The 16,427-nt window shown below is 36.3% G+C and carries 16 protein-coding genes; 5 read left to right on the forward strand and 11 right to left on the reverse strand.

The genetic code is table 11. The annotated features are described in order from the left end of the window. Positions 1 to 13: 13 nt before the first annotated feature. A complete protein-coding gene (locus EA365_02090) occupies positions 14 to 244 on the reverse strand; it encodes a hypothetical protein (protein ID TVQ48208.1) in 231 nt (76 codons plus the stop codon). A gap of 146 nt (positions 245 to 390) precedes the next feature. Between EA365_02090 and EA365_02095 the strand changes: the two genes are divergently transcribed. Further along, a complete protein-coding gene (locus tag EA365_02095; GenBank protein ID TVQ48209.1) occupies positions 391 to 1,863 on the forward strand; it encodes a sodium:glutamate symporter in 1,473 nt (490 codons plus the stop codon). 5 nt (positions 1,864 to 1,868) lie between these two features. Here the strand turns inward: EA365_02095 and mnmE are convergent, their stop codons facing one another. The 4 genes from mnmE to EA365_02115 all read right to left on the reverse strand — a co-directional run bounded on the left by mnmE (position 1,869) and on the right by EA365_02115 (position 6,048). Next, positions 1,869 to 3,230 (reverse strand): tRNA uridine-5-carboxymethylaminomethyl(34) synthesis GTPase MnmE, encoded by a 1,362-nt coding sequence (gene mnmE, locus EA365_02100; protein TVQ48210.1) that lies wholly within the window; start codon positions 3,228 to 3,230, stop codon positions 1,869 to 1,871. 1 nt (position 3,231) lies between these two features. After that, positions 3,232 to 4,134 carry a branched-chain amino acid ABC transporter permease gene (locus tag EA365_02105; protein TVQ48211.1) on the reverse strand — a complete coding sequence of 301 codons (903 nt, stop codon included), beginning with the start codon at positions 4,132 to 4,134 and terminating at the stop codon, positions 3,232 to 3,234. Between the two features lie 27 nt (positions 4,135 to 4,161). After that, a complete protein-coding gene (locus tag EA365_02110) occupies positions 4,162 to 5,364 on the reverse strand; it encodes a CCA tRNA nucleotidyltransferase (protein ID TVQ48212.1) in 1,203 nt (400 codons plus the stop codon). Between the two features lie 210 nt (positions 5,365 to 5,574). Next, positions 5,575 to 6,048 (reverse strand): PIN domain-containing protein, encoded by a 474-nt coding sequence (locus tag EA365_02115; protein TVQ48213.1) that lies wholly within the window; start codon positions 6,046 to 6,048, stop codon positions 5,575 to 5,577. 164 nt (positions 6,049 to 6,212) lie between these two features. Here EA365_02115 and EA365_02120 point away from each other — a divergent pair, with 164 nt between their 5' ends. The 3 genes from EA365_02120 to EA365_02130 all read left to right on the forward strand — a co-directional run bounded on the left by EA365_02120 (position 6,213) and on the right by EA365_02130 (position 10,010). Next, complete coding sequence (locus tag EA365_02120) at positions 6,213 to 8,192, forward strand: DUF262 domain-containing protein (protein TVQ48214.1); 1,980 nt, start codon at positions 6,213 to 6,215, stop codon at positions 8,190 to 8,192. A 101-nt stretch (positions 8,193 to 8,293) separates the two neighbouring features. Continuing rightward, positions 8,294 to 8,575, forward strand: a complete 282-nt coding sequence (locus EA365_02125) for a hypothetical protein (GenBank protein ID TVQ48226.1) — start codon at positions 8,294 to 8,296, stop codon at positions 8,573 to 8,575. A 79-nt stretch (positions 8,576 to 8,654) separates the two neighbouring features. Further along, positions 8,655 to 10,010 carry a hypothetical protein gene (locus tag EA365_02130; protein TVQ48215.1) on the forward strand — a complete coding sequence of 452 codons (1,356 nt, stop codon included), beginning with the start codon at positions 8,655 to 8,657 and terminating at the stop codon, positions 10,008 to 10,010. Positions 10,011 to 10,117: 107 nt separating this feature from the next. Here the strand turns inward: EA365_02130 and glgA are convergent, their stop codons facing one another. From glgA to hypA, 3 genes are all read right to left on the reverse strand, one after another. Then, entirely contained in the window at positions 10,118 to 11,596 is a 1,479-nt protein-coding gene (gene glgA, locus EA365_02135; GenBank protein ID TVQ48216.1) for a glycogen synthase GlgA, read from the reverse strand. A 201-nt stretch (positions 11,597 to 11,797) separates the two neighbouring features. After that, positions 11,798 to 12,559, reverse strand: coding sequence for a hydrogenase accessory protein HypB (hypB, locus tag EA365_02140; protein TVQ48217.1), 762 nt, complete (start codon positions 12,557 to 12,559; stop codon positions 11,798 to 11,800). A 2-nt stretch (positions 12,560 to 12,561) separates the two neighbouring features. Then, positions 12,562 to 12,900, reverse strand: coding sequence for a hydrogenase maturation nickel metallochaperone HypA (gene hypA, locus EA365_02145; GenBank protein ID TVQ48218.1), 339 nt, complete (start codon positions 12,898 to 12,900; stop codon positions 12,562 to 12,564). A 54-nt stretch (positions 12,901 to 12,954) separates the two neighbouring features. On the opposite strand from hypA, the gene EA365_02150 reads away from it, so the two are divergent. Next, positions 12,955 to 13,956, forward strand: a complete 1,002-nt coding sequence (locus EA365_02150) for a permease (GenBank protein TVQ48219.1) — start codon at positions 12,955 to 12,957, stop codon at positions 13,954 to 13,956. A 510-nt stretch (positions 13,957 to 14,466) separates the two neighbouring features. On the opposite strand, the gene EA365_02155 is transcribed toward EA365_02150, so the two are convergent. Genes EA365_02155 through EA365_02165 form a run of 3 tightly spaced genes read right to left on the reverse strand, consistent with a single transcriptional unit; the run spans position 14,467 to position 16,257 of the window. Further along, complete coding sequence (locus EA365_02155; GenBank protein TVQ48227.1) at positions 14,467 to 15,003, reverse strand: DUF3124 domain-containing protein; 537 nt, start codon at positions 15,001 to 15,003, stop codon at positions 14,467 to 14,469. After that, positions 14,987 to 15,727 (reverse strand): DNA/RNA nuclease SfsA, encoded by a 741-nt coding sequence (gene sfsA, locus EA365_02160; protein ID TVQ48220.1) that lies wholly within the window; start codon positions 15,725 to 15,727, stop codon positions 14,987 to 14,989. The genes EA365_02155 and sfsA overlap by 17 nt, the downstream gene beginning before the upstream one ends. Beyond that, positions 15,727 to 16,257, reverse strand: coding sequence for a serine/threonine kinase (locus tag EA365_02165; protein ID TVQ48228.1), 531 nt, complete (start codon positions 16,255 to 16,257; stop codon positions 15,727 to 15,729). Before EA365_02165 ends, sfsA begins: the two co-directional genes overlap by 1 nt. Positions 16,258 to 16,427: the final 170 nt, after the last annotated feature.

Consider the following 16,427-nt stretch of genomic DNA (forward strand, 5'->3'; position numbering starts at 1 on the left):
GCTAAAACCTTAATTAAACACTTTCCCTAGTTGATTCAGGAGTTAAAAATTCTGGTAAACTTGGCTGGTAGTTATAGTTATTCTTGAGTGTAATTAATAGTGATAAAATAAAAGTAGCCACTATCAAAACGTTAATCAAAATATTACTACGTTTTTTAGGAATAAAGGTAATTAAAGACTTTTTCTTGGCTCGTAATGCTTGTTTTTTCCATTCTCTCTCTCTTAATTCTCTTTCGGTGGTCATGGAATTAACTTAGAAATCTTCTTTTCTAGTATAGCATTACAAAATAATTTTGACAGAAATGAGGGAACAATGATTTGTATGTAATGTTACAGAAAATCCAGGTTAAGACAAGATAATATCAAATTTTCAAAGCCAAATAAGATAGAATGTTTAGTCTAATCAATGTTTTATTCGCGTTTATAACGATAGCGATTTTAATCCTAGTAGGTAGATTCCTGAAACAAAAAATCAAGTTATTTCAGAAACTATATTTACCAGAATCCATTATAGCAGGGACGATCGCCTTATTATTAGGACCAGGGGTAGCAGGAGCGATCGCTGTTGGATTAGGAGTAGCTACAGATGACTATTTAGCGGGGGGATTATTTCCCGAAGCGACACGCACTGTGTGGTCTCAATCTCCTGGGGTATTTATTAATATAGTCTTTGCAGCTTTATTTCTCGGGGAAATCATCCCAAAACCTAAAGAAATTTGGCGCAAAACTTCTCCCCAGGTGGCTTTTGGTCAGACCTTAGCTTGGGGACAATACGCTTTACCTATACTAGTAACCCTAGTGATTTTGATTCCCATTTTCGATGTAGATCCCATAGTAGCTTCTTTAGTAGAGATTAGCTTTGAAGGGGGACATGGAACAGCTGCGGGAATGGCGGATACTTTTACGAGATTAGATTTTCCCGACGGTGGAGATTTATCCCTAGGATTAGCCACAGTAGGTATCGTCACAGGGGTAATCGCGGGAACAATGTTAGCTGATTGGGGAAGACGTAACAATTATATAGCAGAAACACCAACAGAAGTCACCACAGGAGACGCGCAATTTCAACCCACCGCACATCCAGAAAGCGATCGCGTTTTAACCAGAAGATACCGTTTAATGCGTAACCTCTTAATCGATCCTCTCTCTTTAAACTTTGGGTTTACAGCTTTAGCGGTGCTGATTGGTTGGCTACTCTTAGAACTACTCAGAATAGTAGAATCCTTAACTTGGGGACAAACTGGGTTTGAATTAGCCGAAGCGATTCCCTTATTTCCTATGGCTTTAATCGGGGGGATTATTGTACAATTAGTCACGAAAAGACTGGATTTAGACTCCTTGATTATCAGAAACCTACAGGAAAGAATAGCAGGAGTTGCTCTAGACATAGTAGTAGTAACCGCTTTAGCATCGATTAGGTTAGAAGTTTTAGGGGCTAATTTACCAGTTTTTCTGATTCTCTCTGTCGTAGGGATTGTCTGGAACATTCTCGCTTTTATTTACCTAGCACCTAGAATTTTACCTAGTTATTGGTTTGAAAGAGGTATCGGTGATATGGGTCAATCTATGGGGGTTACAGCTACAGGGATTTTATTGATTAAAATGGTAGATCCTCATAATCGTACAGGTGCATTTGAAAGTTTTGCTTATAAACAGTTATTTTTTGAACCAATCGTAGGTGGGGGTTTATTTACCGCAGCTGCACCTACTTTGATTCGTCAGTTTGGTTTAATTCCTGTGTTGTTATTAACCACGGGTTTGTTAGCTTTTTGGTTAATCTTTGGTTTTTGGAACTATAAAGTAATTAAAAAGCAAATGATAGCTGAATTAGACGAGGACAGAGAAAGAGAACCATTATTGTAATGATCCTATTTCCCGATACAAAAACGACTGAAAATACGGTCTAAAACCGATTCTGTGACCTCTTCACCCGTAATCTCTCCCAAAGCTTGTACCGCTGTCCTTAAATCAATCGTCCAGAAGTCTAGGGGGAGTTCTGCTTCTATGGTTTCTAGTACATGAGCTAAGGAAATTTTAGCCCGGGTAAGGACTTCTGCTTGTCTTTGATTGAGAGCAAATTCTAAATTAGCTGCTTTGATTTGGTTTTCTTGAGCTAGTTTAACGATAATATTCTCTAAATCCTCGATACCCTGATTCTGAGTAGCTGCAGTAGCGATGGTATAATTAATTGACTCAGGATAGACTACTGTATGAGCAGGAACTAGATCACTTTTATTAATTACTAAAATCAGGGGACGATGTTTAACTTGGGTGTAAATCTCCTCATCTTCAGTAGTCCAACCATCAGATCCATCAATAGTTAATAAGATTAAATCAGCGGTAGCTGCAGCTAAACGCGATCGCTCTACCCCTATTCGTTCTACTGTATCACTAGTATCCCTGATTCCCGCGGTATCTAAAACTTGTACTGGTATTCCTTGTACTACTAATTGTGACTCTATAACATCTCGTGTTGTTCCAGGTAAATCAGTAACGATGGCGCGATCGCAACGACTCCAAGCATTGAGTAAACTTGATTTTCCCACATTAGGACGTCCAACAATAGCTACTTTCAAACCATTGCGTAATAACTCTCCCTTATCTGCGGTACTAAGAATTTCCTTAACTTCTGTGTAAACCTGATCGAGTTGTTGTTTAATTCCTTCTATTTCTAAGGGGGGTAAATCCTCTTCAAAATCGATTCTAGCTTCTATTTCGGCGAGAATATCTAAACAAGTCGAACGTAAATGAGCAATTGGTTTACCTAACTTACCCTGTAACCCTGCTAAAGCGATTTGAGCAGCTTCTGTCGAACCCGCGCTCACTAATTCGGCGACACTTTCAGCTTGGGTTAAATCTATTCTACCATTGAGAAAAGCTCTGAGGGTAAATTCTCCTGGTTGAGCGATTTTTGCACCCAATGTAACGGTTAACTGTAAAACTCTTTGTACGGGAATAATTCCCCCATGACAGTGAAACTCCACTAAATCTTCTTTAGTATAAGACCGAGGAGCTTTCATAATCAATAATAAAGCTTCGTCGATGACTTCTTCAGTCTCGGGGTGACGTATATAACCATAGAGAATGCGATGACTTGACCAGATTTGTTTACCTGGAGTGTAGAATAGTTGTTGAGCTATTTCTAGAGCTTTTTCTCCCGAGACTCTGACAATACTAATACTTCCTTGTTGGGGAACTACAGCAGTAGCGATCGCCGTGATTGTGTGCATTTTAAGCTAACCCTTTAAAAATTCCTTGAGGACGTATAAATAAAATTAGAATCATTAGTATAATTGCTACTGCTAGTTTATATTCTGAACCCAACCAGGGTACACTTACTTCTTGAGCTACACCTATAACTAATGCACCGGCGATCGCTCCATAGGGGTTACCAATCCCTCCTAAAATTACCGACGCAAAGATAGGAAGAATCAAAAACCAACCTAAATTAGGACGAATTCCGTAGAGTAGTCCATACATTGATCCTGATAAAGCGACGAGAATTGCTGTAATTACCCAAGTACATAAAACAATAAATTCGACGTTGATTCCCGCTACTCTGGCTAAATCTACGTTATCAGCAACCGCGCGCATTCCTTTGCCAATTTTAGTTTTTCTGAGTAGAAAGTGTACCCCAATAATGGCTAAAATCGCCAAGACCATTACTATCACTCTTTCAAATACATAAAAGGGTAGATCAAAACCGAGAACATTAATCCTTTGCATAATGGGTATATTATAACTTTGGTTATTACTTCCCCAAATTAATAAAACACTACTACGTAAAAATAAAGCTAATCCAATAGAGATAATAATCAAAGAAGTAGGAGTTGCGCGACGATTGCGCATCGGTTTCCAGAGTATTTGTTCTGAGATTAACATAGCGATGATTGTCCCTACTATACCGATTAACAAAGCTAATCCGAGATTAACTCCCTTACTATTAGCAAACCAAGTAAAATAAGCTCCTAGAGTCATAAAATCTCCATGAGCAAAATTAGATAATTTCAAGATTCCATAGGTTAGGGTTAACCCAATCGCTGTTAAAGCAATGACACTCCCCACAGAAACACCATTAAATACTAATTGACCTATATTAAGATTGGCTGATGTCTGCGCTATAGTTACAATCATAATTATTAACTAAATGAATTTGTCGGACTATTTTTGCTGCTCAATAACTTTAGCATACTCTAAAGCTTCTCTTGCTGTGGTAATTTTTCCCTCAATTTGGGCTAGTTGAATTGCGGTTAATAATTCCCCGATTTGAGGACCTGGTTTAAGTTGTAAATGCTTAATTAAATCATTTCCTGTTACTAAGTTTCGAGGATGAGCAACTAAATCATCAGGGTTAGAATAGCGATTTAGTAAAAGAGTAATTAATTCTGTGTTGATTCCTTGAGTTAAAGCATAAGCAGCTAAAATAGGTAGATTTTTACCGATACCTAAGAAGAAAAAATATTGTTGAGCTAGGCTAAAATTATCTTGATTATTTTCTAAGTCAGCAAAGTGTGTTAATACTGATTTTATCCCTGTAAATACATCCCGAGAATATTTCAGCTTAATTAACTCTGTTTCTGCATCTAAGGGATTATCAGCAACTAAACAAGTTAATCTAGTTAAGGGAATAATAGCAGTTTCCCACTCTAGAGATGACCAAGTTGAGGTTAACCAATTTGCCTCTATTTTTTTTAATAACTCTAACTTAGTCATAGTTACATTCTTTAACCAGATAGTTAAAATACCATCGAGATAAGCTTGAGTTAACCAATAACTTCCTTGAGGATTAGCGAAGAGATAATCTAATTCAGATCTTACTCTTTCGGGAGCAACTTGAGCTAGTAAAGGTGCTAAATTGGTGATTTGTTTACGAGTATTAGTTTCAATGGTAAAATTAAGTTGCGCAGCTTGACGATAAGCACGCAATAAACGCAGAGGATCATCTTTAAGGTTAGCAACACTGATCATTTTTAGTTGTTTTTGCTCTAAATCCGCTAATCCACCTAAAGTATCTAATAAAATATCCCTATGTGGATTATAGGCGATCGCGTTGATGGTAAAATCTCGTCTAGCTAAATCACTCTCTAGGGTATCTCCTTCTTGAAGTGCAAAATCTACTGTACCTTCGGGAAAGACTACCCTAGCTATTTGACGTTGTTGATCGAGAATAACAAAACCCGCGCGATAATGTCTAGCTATCTTTTGGGCTAGGGCGATCGCGTCGGTTGGTATGATAAAATCTAGATCTAGATAATCCCTTTGTATATTTAGTAAAGCATCACGTACCGCACCTCCAACTAAATAACTACCAGGAGGTAACCAGTCTAAATTAAAGGGACATTTTTCTAGTGACAATAAAAGCATATTTATTAATCTAAAATAAAGAAACTGTGGAGTATTTAATTTGAGCTAAGTTGCACTTTATATGGTTTAGGAGAAAAAGAATAATAAGTTCGGTTGCTTTTTTGTTCTTGCTGTTTGAGATCTTCATATAAACTAACAAGGTTATTGTTACATTCTTCTAAATAAGCTTGACGTGCTTTTCGGGTTTCTTCAACAATAGGATCTTTCATGTTATTCCTCTATTAATTCTTCAGGTGTACAAATAACTGATGGTTCATAACCATTTTGACGACAAATTTGTTCTACTTTTTTTCTAATTATCGCATTAGCAATGTGTTGACAATTCCAAGTAAGTAAATAATCAATCCCGTTAACAACACTAATAGCAATATGGAGAGAGTCTGCTTCTGCTTTTTGGGGTATAGCTGCCTCTCTTAAAAGTATTTGGGCAAGTTGTAATGCTGCGGAGGAGACTCTTAATGCTGCTATTGGTTGAAGTAATGTTAATCTTTCTTGAGCGGCTTTAGCATCTCCTCTACGAGCTTCTTGAATAACTAATTGGGAAATGTAAATTTCAAATTTATGACCCTGAGTTTCCCACCACTCATTGGTGATTTGTTGGTGTCCTGCAATGATAAGATCACGACTAGGACGAGCGCTAAGATAACTAATCACTGAGGTTTCTAGGTAAACACTAGGCATGATTTAAGTTTTTCTCCTAATACCCTATCATACGGTTTTGGGTACATGATATGCTAAATTCTTGATAACCATTGCTGACACTTTTCACTTTTTAGCTTTCTAGTCTTTTAAAACTATTATCTACATTATAGAGTATTATAGAAAATATCAGCCATGGAGATTGAGCAATGCAAGCCACAGAAACTAAGCTACAACAAATTATCGAAGGAACAAAACAATATTTAGTACCCTTGTTTCAAAGGGCTTACAGTTGGCAAAAACAAGAATGGCAAATCCTCTGGGATGACTTACTAGAACTTTATAATACCACTAATCCTCGTCCTCATTTTATGGGAACTATCGTGACCATGTCAACTAATTCCCAGCCTGAAGGAGTCAGTAAATATCTTTTAATCGATGGACAACAACGTTTAACAACTGTTTTTATTTTACTATGTGCTTTACGAGATATAGCCACAGCCAAAAAAGAAACAGAATTAGCCGCAGAAATTACACATACCTTATTAATTAATACCTACAAAAAAGGTAGTGATAAATATAAATTAATACCCACTCAAGTAGATAGAGATAAATTTCAGCATCTTATTGATAGCAAACCTAAAGAAAACAAAAATATTCTTAATGAATGTTATTCATTTTTTCAGAAGAAAATTAACCAAAAGAAATGTGATTTAATTCAGCTTAAAAAAGTAATTTGTTATAATTTTTCTCTAGTTAGTTTAGTGTTAAGTGGAGAAGATGATCCTTATTTAGTTTTTGAAAGTCTTAACGCTAAAGGAAGACCTTTAACACAAGCTGATTTGATTCGTAATTATTTCTTTATGAAAATTAATCCAGATGAACAAGAGGATATTTATCAAAAATATTGGAAAATAATGGAAGATAATTTAGGCGACAATCTCACAGAATTTATTCGTCACTTTTTAACGAAGGATGGCAAAGAAGTTAGAAAAAATGATGTTTATTTTGAAATAAAAGAACAGATTAATAATAGAGATACCATAGAATATTTAAAAACATTATCTTTATTTTCGCGATATTACGCTAAATTCCTTGACCCATCTTCAGAATCTCAAGAAAATATTCGCTTTCATCTTAAGCGTCTCAATCAATTAGAAGTCTTAACTATTTATCCATTTCTGTTAAATTGCTATCATGATTGGGCTAGTCATAAAATAACAGAAACAGATTTTATTACTATTTTGCAAATTTGCGAAAATTTTGTATTGCGTTATATTGTTTGCTATTTTCAAAGTACAGGATTAAATAGAATCTTTTCCTCTCTTTATGCCCAAGTCAGCAAAGAAAGTAGTTTAGGTTCAGAAACTTTTATCAATAAATTAAAATTAGTACTGCAAAATCAAAACTATCCTAAAGATGCTGAATTTAAAGCTAAGTTAAAAGAAGCTAAATTATATGGTAATAATCGCTCTAAAAAAGGTAGATTAATTTTAGAATCAATAGAGCAGTTTTTCAATCATAAAGAAAAAATCCAACTAGAGTCACTCTCTCTTGAACATATTATGCCTCAAAAACTAAGCCTATGGTGGAGAGAACATCTTGGAGAGGATTGTGCTATTACTCATGAATTATTGCTTCATTCTTTAGGAAACTTAACCTTAACGGGTTATAATACCGAGCTTTCTAATGATAATTTTTATAGAAAACAGGAGTATTTTAAACATAGTAATCTAGAATTAAACAAATACTTTATCAATCAACAAGCTTGGTGTCGAGAAGATATAGAAGCAAGAGCAGATTATTTAGCTGATATTGCTCTGAAAATCTGGAGTTATTTTGGTGATGAAAACGCGGTTTACCAAAGAGAGTCAAATGGGATGACAGGAATGAAACCACTATCATTAACTATTTTTGGTGAAAAATACTCTGTTAAAAGTTGGCGAGATGTCTTAGAGACAACTTTAAATCAAATAGCAGCCTTAGATGAGGATGCTTTTGAGAGGATTACACAACAAATTCCAAGTTTTGTGAGCTGGGAAAAACAAAAATTTACTCAGACTCGTCAACTCAAAAATGGAGCATTTATGGAATTGCATTTATCAGCTAAAGATGTTTATAGGGTTTGTAAGAGAGCTTTAGAAATTGCCGAAATATCTCTAGATGACTGGGAGTTAGAATATGTTTAAAAAAAATCTTAAATTACTTGGGTTCATGACCTAGGTAATGTAACAATTAAGATTAGAGGTTTATAAAAAGGGAAATTTTGATCATGATTAGATATTGGGTCATGGGTTGGCGTCGGGTATTAACCTATAGTCAGGTTAACCCTTTTGGTTTTATAGAGGTATTGATGTTATCCCTAGCTATACTGTTGTTATTGCTGTGGGGGTTAACGATACAATGGCCCTATTTAGTCTTGAGTTTGAGTTATGGTATTGGTGCTGCATTATCTGTATTAATCCGTAGTTTTTATTGGGTATCTCCCCAAAGAAGATTAAATCAAATGACAGCCATGGGAATTATTCTGTTTAGCCTCTGGGGTTTTACCGATTTATGGCATCATCATTGAACTATAGTCTAAAAATACTGGTGCAAAGTCAAATATCAAGCTATGATGGGCGCGGGACAATTTATTCATCTTAAGATAAATGTTTGATTGGCGATTAAAACCAGGTTATCTCAATGAAGGCGGATCGGAATTTGAAGCTATCCATATTCTTTTTGGTCAATTTATAGCTGATCATCATTCTAGTGATCCTCTGATTCATCGTTCCCTGTTTGCAGAAAATGCTAATTTTGAATGGGGAAAGGGTAAACCTTTAGAAAAAGTGATTGATTCTCAAGGGGCTTTTGAATATCTGATGATCAATCCTCAATTATTTCGTAATGCGATCGCCATTATTGAGCCTTGGGAACACGTAGGTTACAATCCCCTGGGAGAACACGTCAGAGCATCTATAAATGTTGCTTATTTAGCACAAAAAATAGCTGACTGTGACTCAATTTTATTTCCTCTCTGGTCTTCAGGACTCTTTGATCTTGACAAGTTAGTACCGATCCTCGCCTCTAGCTTAGCCATTGTAGTGGAAGGAGGTGATCCTACGGTGCGCGATCCTTCTAGTTTTGAAGGATCTAATTGTTCTCATGGGGAAATGATCCAACTAACCGAGCAAATCCTTCTCTCTCGCACTCCTATGAGTGCTTTAGCACTATTTATTTGTTTAGGACATCAATTAGCAGCACAAGGTCATATTAGTTTAATTAGACGAACAGTTAAAGCGGTTTTAGAATTAGATTCCTTAGAAAATGATCCACAAGGAAAAGCATTAAGAATGCTACAACGAGTTTGTCAAAAAATCCAAGAAATTGGTAGTTCTTTACAAGTTAAGAAAAACGATGGTCGAATTGTTGCTGAATCCTGGGAAGATCCTGAATTTGCTGTGAGTAAAAATGAGTTTCTAGAAGTAGGACATAGAGAATTAGTACATTACACATCTCCCGATCATGAAACTTCGGGTATTCCTGAAGAAATAATTCTCTACCATGAGGTTGCCGCAGATGAACACGAAGGGGTTATAGATACATCTATTGAATATGAGCAAAAATTAAATATTTCTATGTTCCATACCGATGAAGTCAACGAAGAAGCGATTTTATTTGCCAATTGGGCTTATCGCTTAATTCATAATGCTCTTATTCCTTGTCGCTCTATCATCGCTAATAGTCCTTTATCTTGGCTGATTAAACTTCCCGATGCTGTAGAAATTTTGTGTTCAACTACTGATAATGGTGAAGTTGTTACAGAATGTTCCGCTACTTGCATTAATTATAGAGACTTTGAAAGTAAAAAAGTTCGGCGCTCTTTCACTTGTCAGTTTCATCCAGAGTTGCTGTCTGATTTACGAGTAGTTGGTGTACGTGAGCCTTTTTCTTATGAAGAATTAAAATTAGATGATGGAGCGAGATTATTTATGAGATTATTATACGAGGGAATGCAAGAATAACATACTTAAATTTGGCTCTCGGTGTATCTGTTTAGAGGGAAATTAAGAATTAAGAATTAAGCACTCATGCAAGAGTTAATTAACTCCTAACTCCTAACTCGTTAAGATTACTTGTGACGAATATTTTCGTAAACTTCTACGTATTCTTTACCTGGGTTATTCCAGGAATAATCGTATTCCATACCTTGTAAAGCCAATTGAGTAAACTCATCAGGTGAATTGTACCATAGTTTTAAAGCCCTTTCTAAGCCTGTTTCTAGAGCATAATCATCCCGTTGATAGAACATATAGCCGTTACGTTTTTCTGGGGGTACTTCGTTGTTATAATCGCGATCAAAGACGGTATTAACTAACCCACCTACTCCCCTAACTACGGGTACTGTACCATATTTAAAGGCGATCATTTGCGTTAATCCACAGGGTTCGTAATTACTAGGTACAATGATAATATCAGCACCTGCATAAATTAAATGGGATAATTCCTCATTGAAACCCAATTCTAGATGACAGTCAGGATTATCATTTAAGAAAGATTTTTCATGACAAAAATGAGCATTAATACTAGGCTCTGTAGCTGAACCTAACAACACAAATTGGGCGCTATTATCTAGAGAATAATAGATAGCGTGGTGGACTAAATGTACGCCTTTTTGTTCATCAAGACGACCAATATAAGCGATGATGGGTTTATTAACGTTTTGTAATAATAGGCGATCGCGTAGGGCTTGTTTATTTTTACTTTTGCCTTCGCTAAGGTTTTTACTAGTATAATTACAAGGGATATAACGATCTATTTCAGGATTCCAAAAATCATAATCAACACCATTGAGAATACCGCGGAATTTATCCTGATATAAATGTAAAGTATGACCCAATCCATAACCTTCGTCGAGACAACGCGCTTCCCAAGCGTGATGAGGTGAAACTGTAGTAACCGCGTTAGAATAGACGATACCTCCCTTCATCATATTAATAGCAAAGGGGTTAAAATTATCTCTGAGTCTAGAGTAATCAAAATAATAATCTGCTCGTTTTAATCCTGTAGCCAGAAGTTGTTCATTTCCACAGATACCTTGGTGTTTAAAATTATGAATGGTATAACAAACCCGTTGATTAACCATACCATGATATTTATAAATTTCATATAACATTACAGGGACTAAACCTGTTTGCCAATCGTGACAATGAATAACATCAGGACGTTTATTACTTTTGAGGATAAATTCTAAAGCAGCTTTACTAAAAAAAGCAAAGCGCATATTATCATCATCACAACCATAATAACAACCACGATTGAAGAAGTTATCTTCACTATGGGGTTCAATAAAAAAGCATAACCTTCCGTGAACTCTACCGCAATAAACGGAACAATGTATATAAGCATCGTACCAGGGTACGAACAAATCGCGATAGGCGTCGTGTAGTCCCCATACATGGTCATAACGCATACAATCATACTTAGGTAGGATTAACTCTACACAGTGACCACGGGTTTCTAATTCTCGACTCAATCCATAGACGACGTCTCCCAATCCTCCAGCTTTGATGACAGGGGCGCATTCTGAAGCAATCTGAATTATATACATCCTAATCTGTTAAATCAATTTATCAAATAATAAATCTCAGTATAGCGGATTAGGTAGAACGGTAGAACGGTAGAACGGTGGAACGGTGTTATTATTCCTATATATCACACTCCTTTTGTCATTATCAGGACTGTCCTCTACAGATGTAGAGTCGCCTAGTATTACGCCAAAACTATGGCGCAATCAGGGGCGTTGAACTACTTAGACTAGAGAATAACCTGTTTGAGTTTTTGCTTGTCTAGCTTTAGCTAAGTAATCATACCAAGCTGACATACCCGTATCTTTACGAGCTGAAACAGCTAAAATTAGAGCATTTGGAGCTATTTTTTGGATATTCTCTCTAGCTAAGTCTTCTTGCCATTCTAAGACTTCTGCTAAGTCGATTTTGTTAATAATTACTACATCAGCACCTTTAAACATGGTGGGATATTTGAGGGGTTTATCTTCTCCTTCGGTGGTAGAAAGTAAAACCACTCGTATATCTTCTCCTAAATCGTAAGCTGCAGGACAAACTAAGTTACCCACATTCTCAATAATTAAGATATCTAGTCCATCTAATCCTAATTCATCACTAGCATTTTTGATCATACTAGCTTCTAAGTGACATATATCACCTGTAGTAATTTGAATCACTGGTGCTTTGGTGCTTCTTAATCTTTGGGCGTCGTTATCTGTAGCTAAATCCCCGACAATCACGCCATAATTAAACTGTTGTTCGGTTGTTTTCAGGGTTTTTTCAATAAAGGTGGTTTTTCCTGAACCTGGACTAGATAGAATATTTAAAACCAATAGATTTCTCTGGGTAAATTCTTGTCTATTTCCTTGGGCGAGAGTATGGTTTTTGTGTAAGACTGATTGTTGAATATCTACTAAACGATGATTATGCCTATGATGATGATGGTGTTCGTGTTCGTGTTCGTGTTTGAGGGTTTCTGTTGTATCGCAGCCACATTGTCCACACATAATTATGATATCTCCAATGATACTATTTCTATTTCTTTGCCCTGAATAATTTTGTTATTTAAAGAACCGCATTCACATTGATAAATTATATCAATTGGGGCAAATTTTCGGTTACATTCGGTACAATGACACAAGGTGGGAACTAATTCTATGTTTAATTGGGCGTCTGCTGCTATTGTTCCTTGGGTAGTTACGTCAAAAGCAAATTGTAAAGCTTCGGGAACTACCCCTGAAACGGCACCAATGCGCATATTTAAACGATGGATTTTGACAGCATTTTCTTTTTGAGCAGTTTCTAAAATAATTGTTAAGGTTTCCTCCATTAGGCTAATTTCGTGCATAAGCTGCCTTGACCTTTTTAGTTCTTTTTCTATTATATAAATTCTGCAAAACCAATGAGTCAATTACGCGACGCTTTTACTATTTTTTTGAGTTTACTAGTTGAGGCTTTCCCTTTTTTGTTACTAGGAGTTATACTCTCTAGTCTATTGTTATCATTTATTAATGAGGAACAATTGATTAAAATAATGCCACGTAATCCTATTTTAGGTTCTCTCGCTGGTAGTATCTTTGGTTTTGTCTTCCCTGTCTGTGAATGTGGTAATGTTCCTGTGGCGCGACGTTTTCTACTCCAGGGTTTACCTACTTCGGTAGCTATAGGTTTTCTTCTCGCTGCACCTACTCTTAATCCTATAGTTATTTGGTCAACCTGGATAGTATTTAGAGACCAACCCGAGATTATTTGGTTACGGTTACTTTTCTCTTGGTTAATCGCGACGATTATTGCTTGTGTATTCAGTGTCCAAAAAGATAGTCGCCCCATGTTGCATCATCTTTTGGCTAAACGGATGAAGATTAGAAGTAATTATACCCGTTCTTCTGTTAAGGGAAAACGTGCTAATTCTCCTTTACTGAAAGGGGGCAATTTTTTAGTAGGTGAGTCGGGAAAAGTAGAAAAGTTAGATCAGGGTTTGTTGCGTAAAAAAAGTACCCCTAATCTGATTTTTGGCTTTTTAGAAAACATTAATCAGGAATTAAGGGAACTTGGGGGTGTTTTAGTTATAGGAAGCGCGATCGCCGCGGCTATTCAAGTATTTGTACCTAGAGATTTTATTCTTAATTTAGGTCAAGATACTATTACTTCTATTCTAGCAATGATGCTGTTAGCTGCTGTAGTTTCTATTTGTTCTACAGTTGATTCTTTTTTTGCTCTTTCTTTCGCGGGAACTTTCACTAGTAGTTCTTTACTAGCTTTTTTGGTGTTTGGTCCAATGATTGACCTTAAAGCGGTTGGCTTAATGTTATCAGTTTTTAAACCAAGAGTTATCTTTTATCTGTTTGCTTTAGCAGGACAACTTACTTTTATCCTAACTTTAACCTATGGTTATTTTTTCTAGTTTTGTATAAATATAGTAGGTTGGGGAGTCTGGGCGATTTCTTTGTTACTGTTGTTGAATAGTCCTAAATCCACTAAAAAGAGTAAAACTATCACAAAAGTACTGGCAATCGCTAGGGATAATTGGTGTAGTTGCTTGTCCATGATTAGGTAAGGTGGAATTTTAACTCTACTTTAGTTGATCATACTCAAAATGTAAAGAGTTTTTGCAACTTTTTCTTTAAGTTGCGTATTTATACGGTAGATATTGTATTTTTACTGAGATTTGACATTTTTATAAATATTTGTTAAGTTGTTAGGGTAGAGTTACATGACTATGCTATGCCAAAGCGCAAGACCAAAACAACCAACATCTTATCTCTACTCTTTTTCAGCATAGGGGCAGTGCATATATATAGTAAAATACAGAAAAAATCTTTATCTAGCGAAAATACCGCTAGTTGGCAACTCAATAACTATTATCTAATTGGCTTGATGGCTGCTTTAGTAGCAGGATTAATGGAAGTCATGACTATGGTAGAGTTTTGATAACTCGACTTTGACCTACAAAAGAAAGACCTTGCTGAGAATCAGTACCAATCATTACAGCTTCTATGAATGGTTCTGAGATTTCAGACTCAGCAATCCATTCTACAATAAAATTAGCACCAGAGCCGCCTGTTGTATCATTTCTAGTCACAAAAAAGTCTGTTGAAGCTAATTGATTCAGTTGAATAGGTGATTCTAAATATTCTTTAACTAAATTCCCTTCTGAGTCATAATAACGTACAGAAGTAATAATCAGCGGTTGATTTAAGTCTGTATTGCGGATACTGAGAGTAACGGAAAGAGGAAAAATACTCTGACGATTTTGATGATAAATATGAGAATAGACGGGGACATAAATAGTTTGTCCCATAACTATCTGAGTATTTTCATCAACGGTTACTTGTTGTTGTGGAGGAGAGATAACCGTCTGAGGTTGTGAGTTAACAGCTGTCTCTGTTGAGTTACAAGATACCAGCAAAATTAAGGCAATAATTACTAAAAAATTAGCAGAGAATCTGATCATATCTAACCTTTAAAACCTTTCCTAAATAGCGAATACCCTCTGGAGTGATCTCAAAAGGACAGGGTAAGATCATTAAACCACGTTGTTGGGCTTGTTGTAACAGTTGAGCATAAGTGCGATCGCATTGTACAGCGGGAGCAAATTCGCTACAATCATTACGATTAACAAAATAAAACATTACCGCTTTAGCTGTAGGTAACAGTGACATTAACTCTTGGAGGTGTTTTTGTCCCCTGGTAGTGATAGTATCGGGAAATAAAGCTAAATTACCTTCAGCGAGGGTGGTATTTTTCACTTCTAGATAAACTAAGGGATCCTTTTCCCCTTTAGATAAGAGAAAATCTACTCTACTTTTATTATTCACACCATAGGGAACTTCAGAGCGAATGTGTTCATAATAGGGGTTTAACTCAGGAAAAATTCTCTCTCTCAGAGCTATTTTCATCACTCGATTAGGTAGACCCGTATTAACTCCTACCCAAGTATCTGGTTTAACCTGAACCATTTCCCAAGTGTAAGCTAATTTCCGTTGAGGATTATCACTCATAGAGACTTGTACTAAGCTTCCTGGTTGACATAATCCTGTCATAGAGCCAGTATTAGGACAATGAGCGGTTATTACCTCTTGGTTAGACAATTCTATTTCAGCGAAAAAACGTTTATAACGTCTAATCAGAATTCCTGGGAGTAATTGGGGGTATCGGTAGATAAAATCAGTCATTAGTTACACTGCTCTAGTCTTTGGACTATACCAGTAATAATAGGAGCTATTACAAAATTACTACCAGGTTCTAAAATCATACCCTGTGTCAAATCATCAGGGGGAGAGCCACAGGGGAGGTGTCCTGAAGGAGCATTTGCTCCAAAGACTATCTCAGAATAGTTTAACCATTTATTGTCAACTCGCCAACCTACCTGGTCACAAAAACTCAACCACAGTTTTTTCGGGTGTTTAATTTCCTTTTCTAAGCTTTGATAAATACGTTTTTGAATACTAAAGCCAAACTTGCGTCTGCTCAATTCTACCCATAACTGGTCAATAGTTTGAAGATCTCTGCAGGGAAAAGTGATGATATCTTGGTTACGCAACCATCCCTCTGGTTGACGATGACAGATTTCGAGCATTAAACGATAGGTTTCTTCGTCTGCTTCTTTATACTTACGGGAGGTTAATAGTGTTTTAAGTTGACTATAGTCAATACCGATATCACTAGCTAAAGTAATATTCTGACTAGGATTATGATAACTCACTCGGCTACGTCGATAACTAGTAGTTGAGGGAGGGCTTGAATCCTTATCCCTACCCTGACTACGATTAGATGGTGTAGAATCCCTAGAAATTTCCTCTTTTCTCGGTTGATATTGAGGTTGAGGTTGGGGTTGATATTGAGGTTGGGGTTGATTTTGAGGTTGGGGTTGGG

Source organism: Gloeocapsa sp. DLM2.Bin57 (assembly GCA_007693955.1).
Lineage (GTDB): Bacteria > Cyanobacteriota > Cyanobacteriia > Cyanobacteriales > Gloeocapsaceae > Gloeocapsa.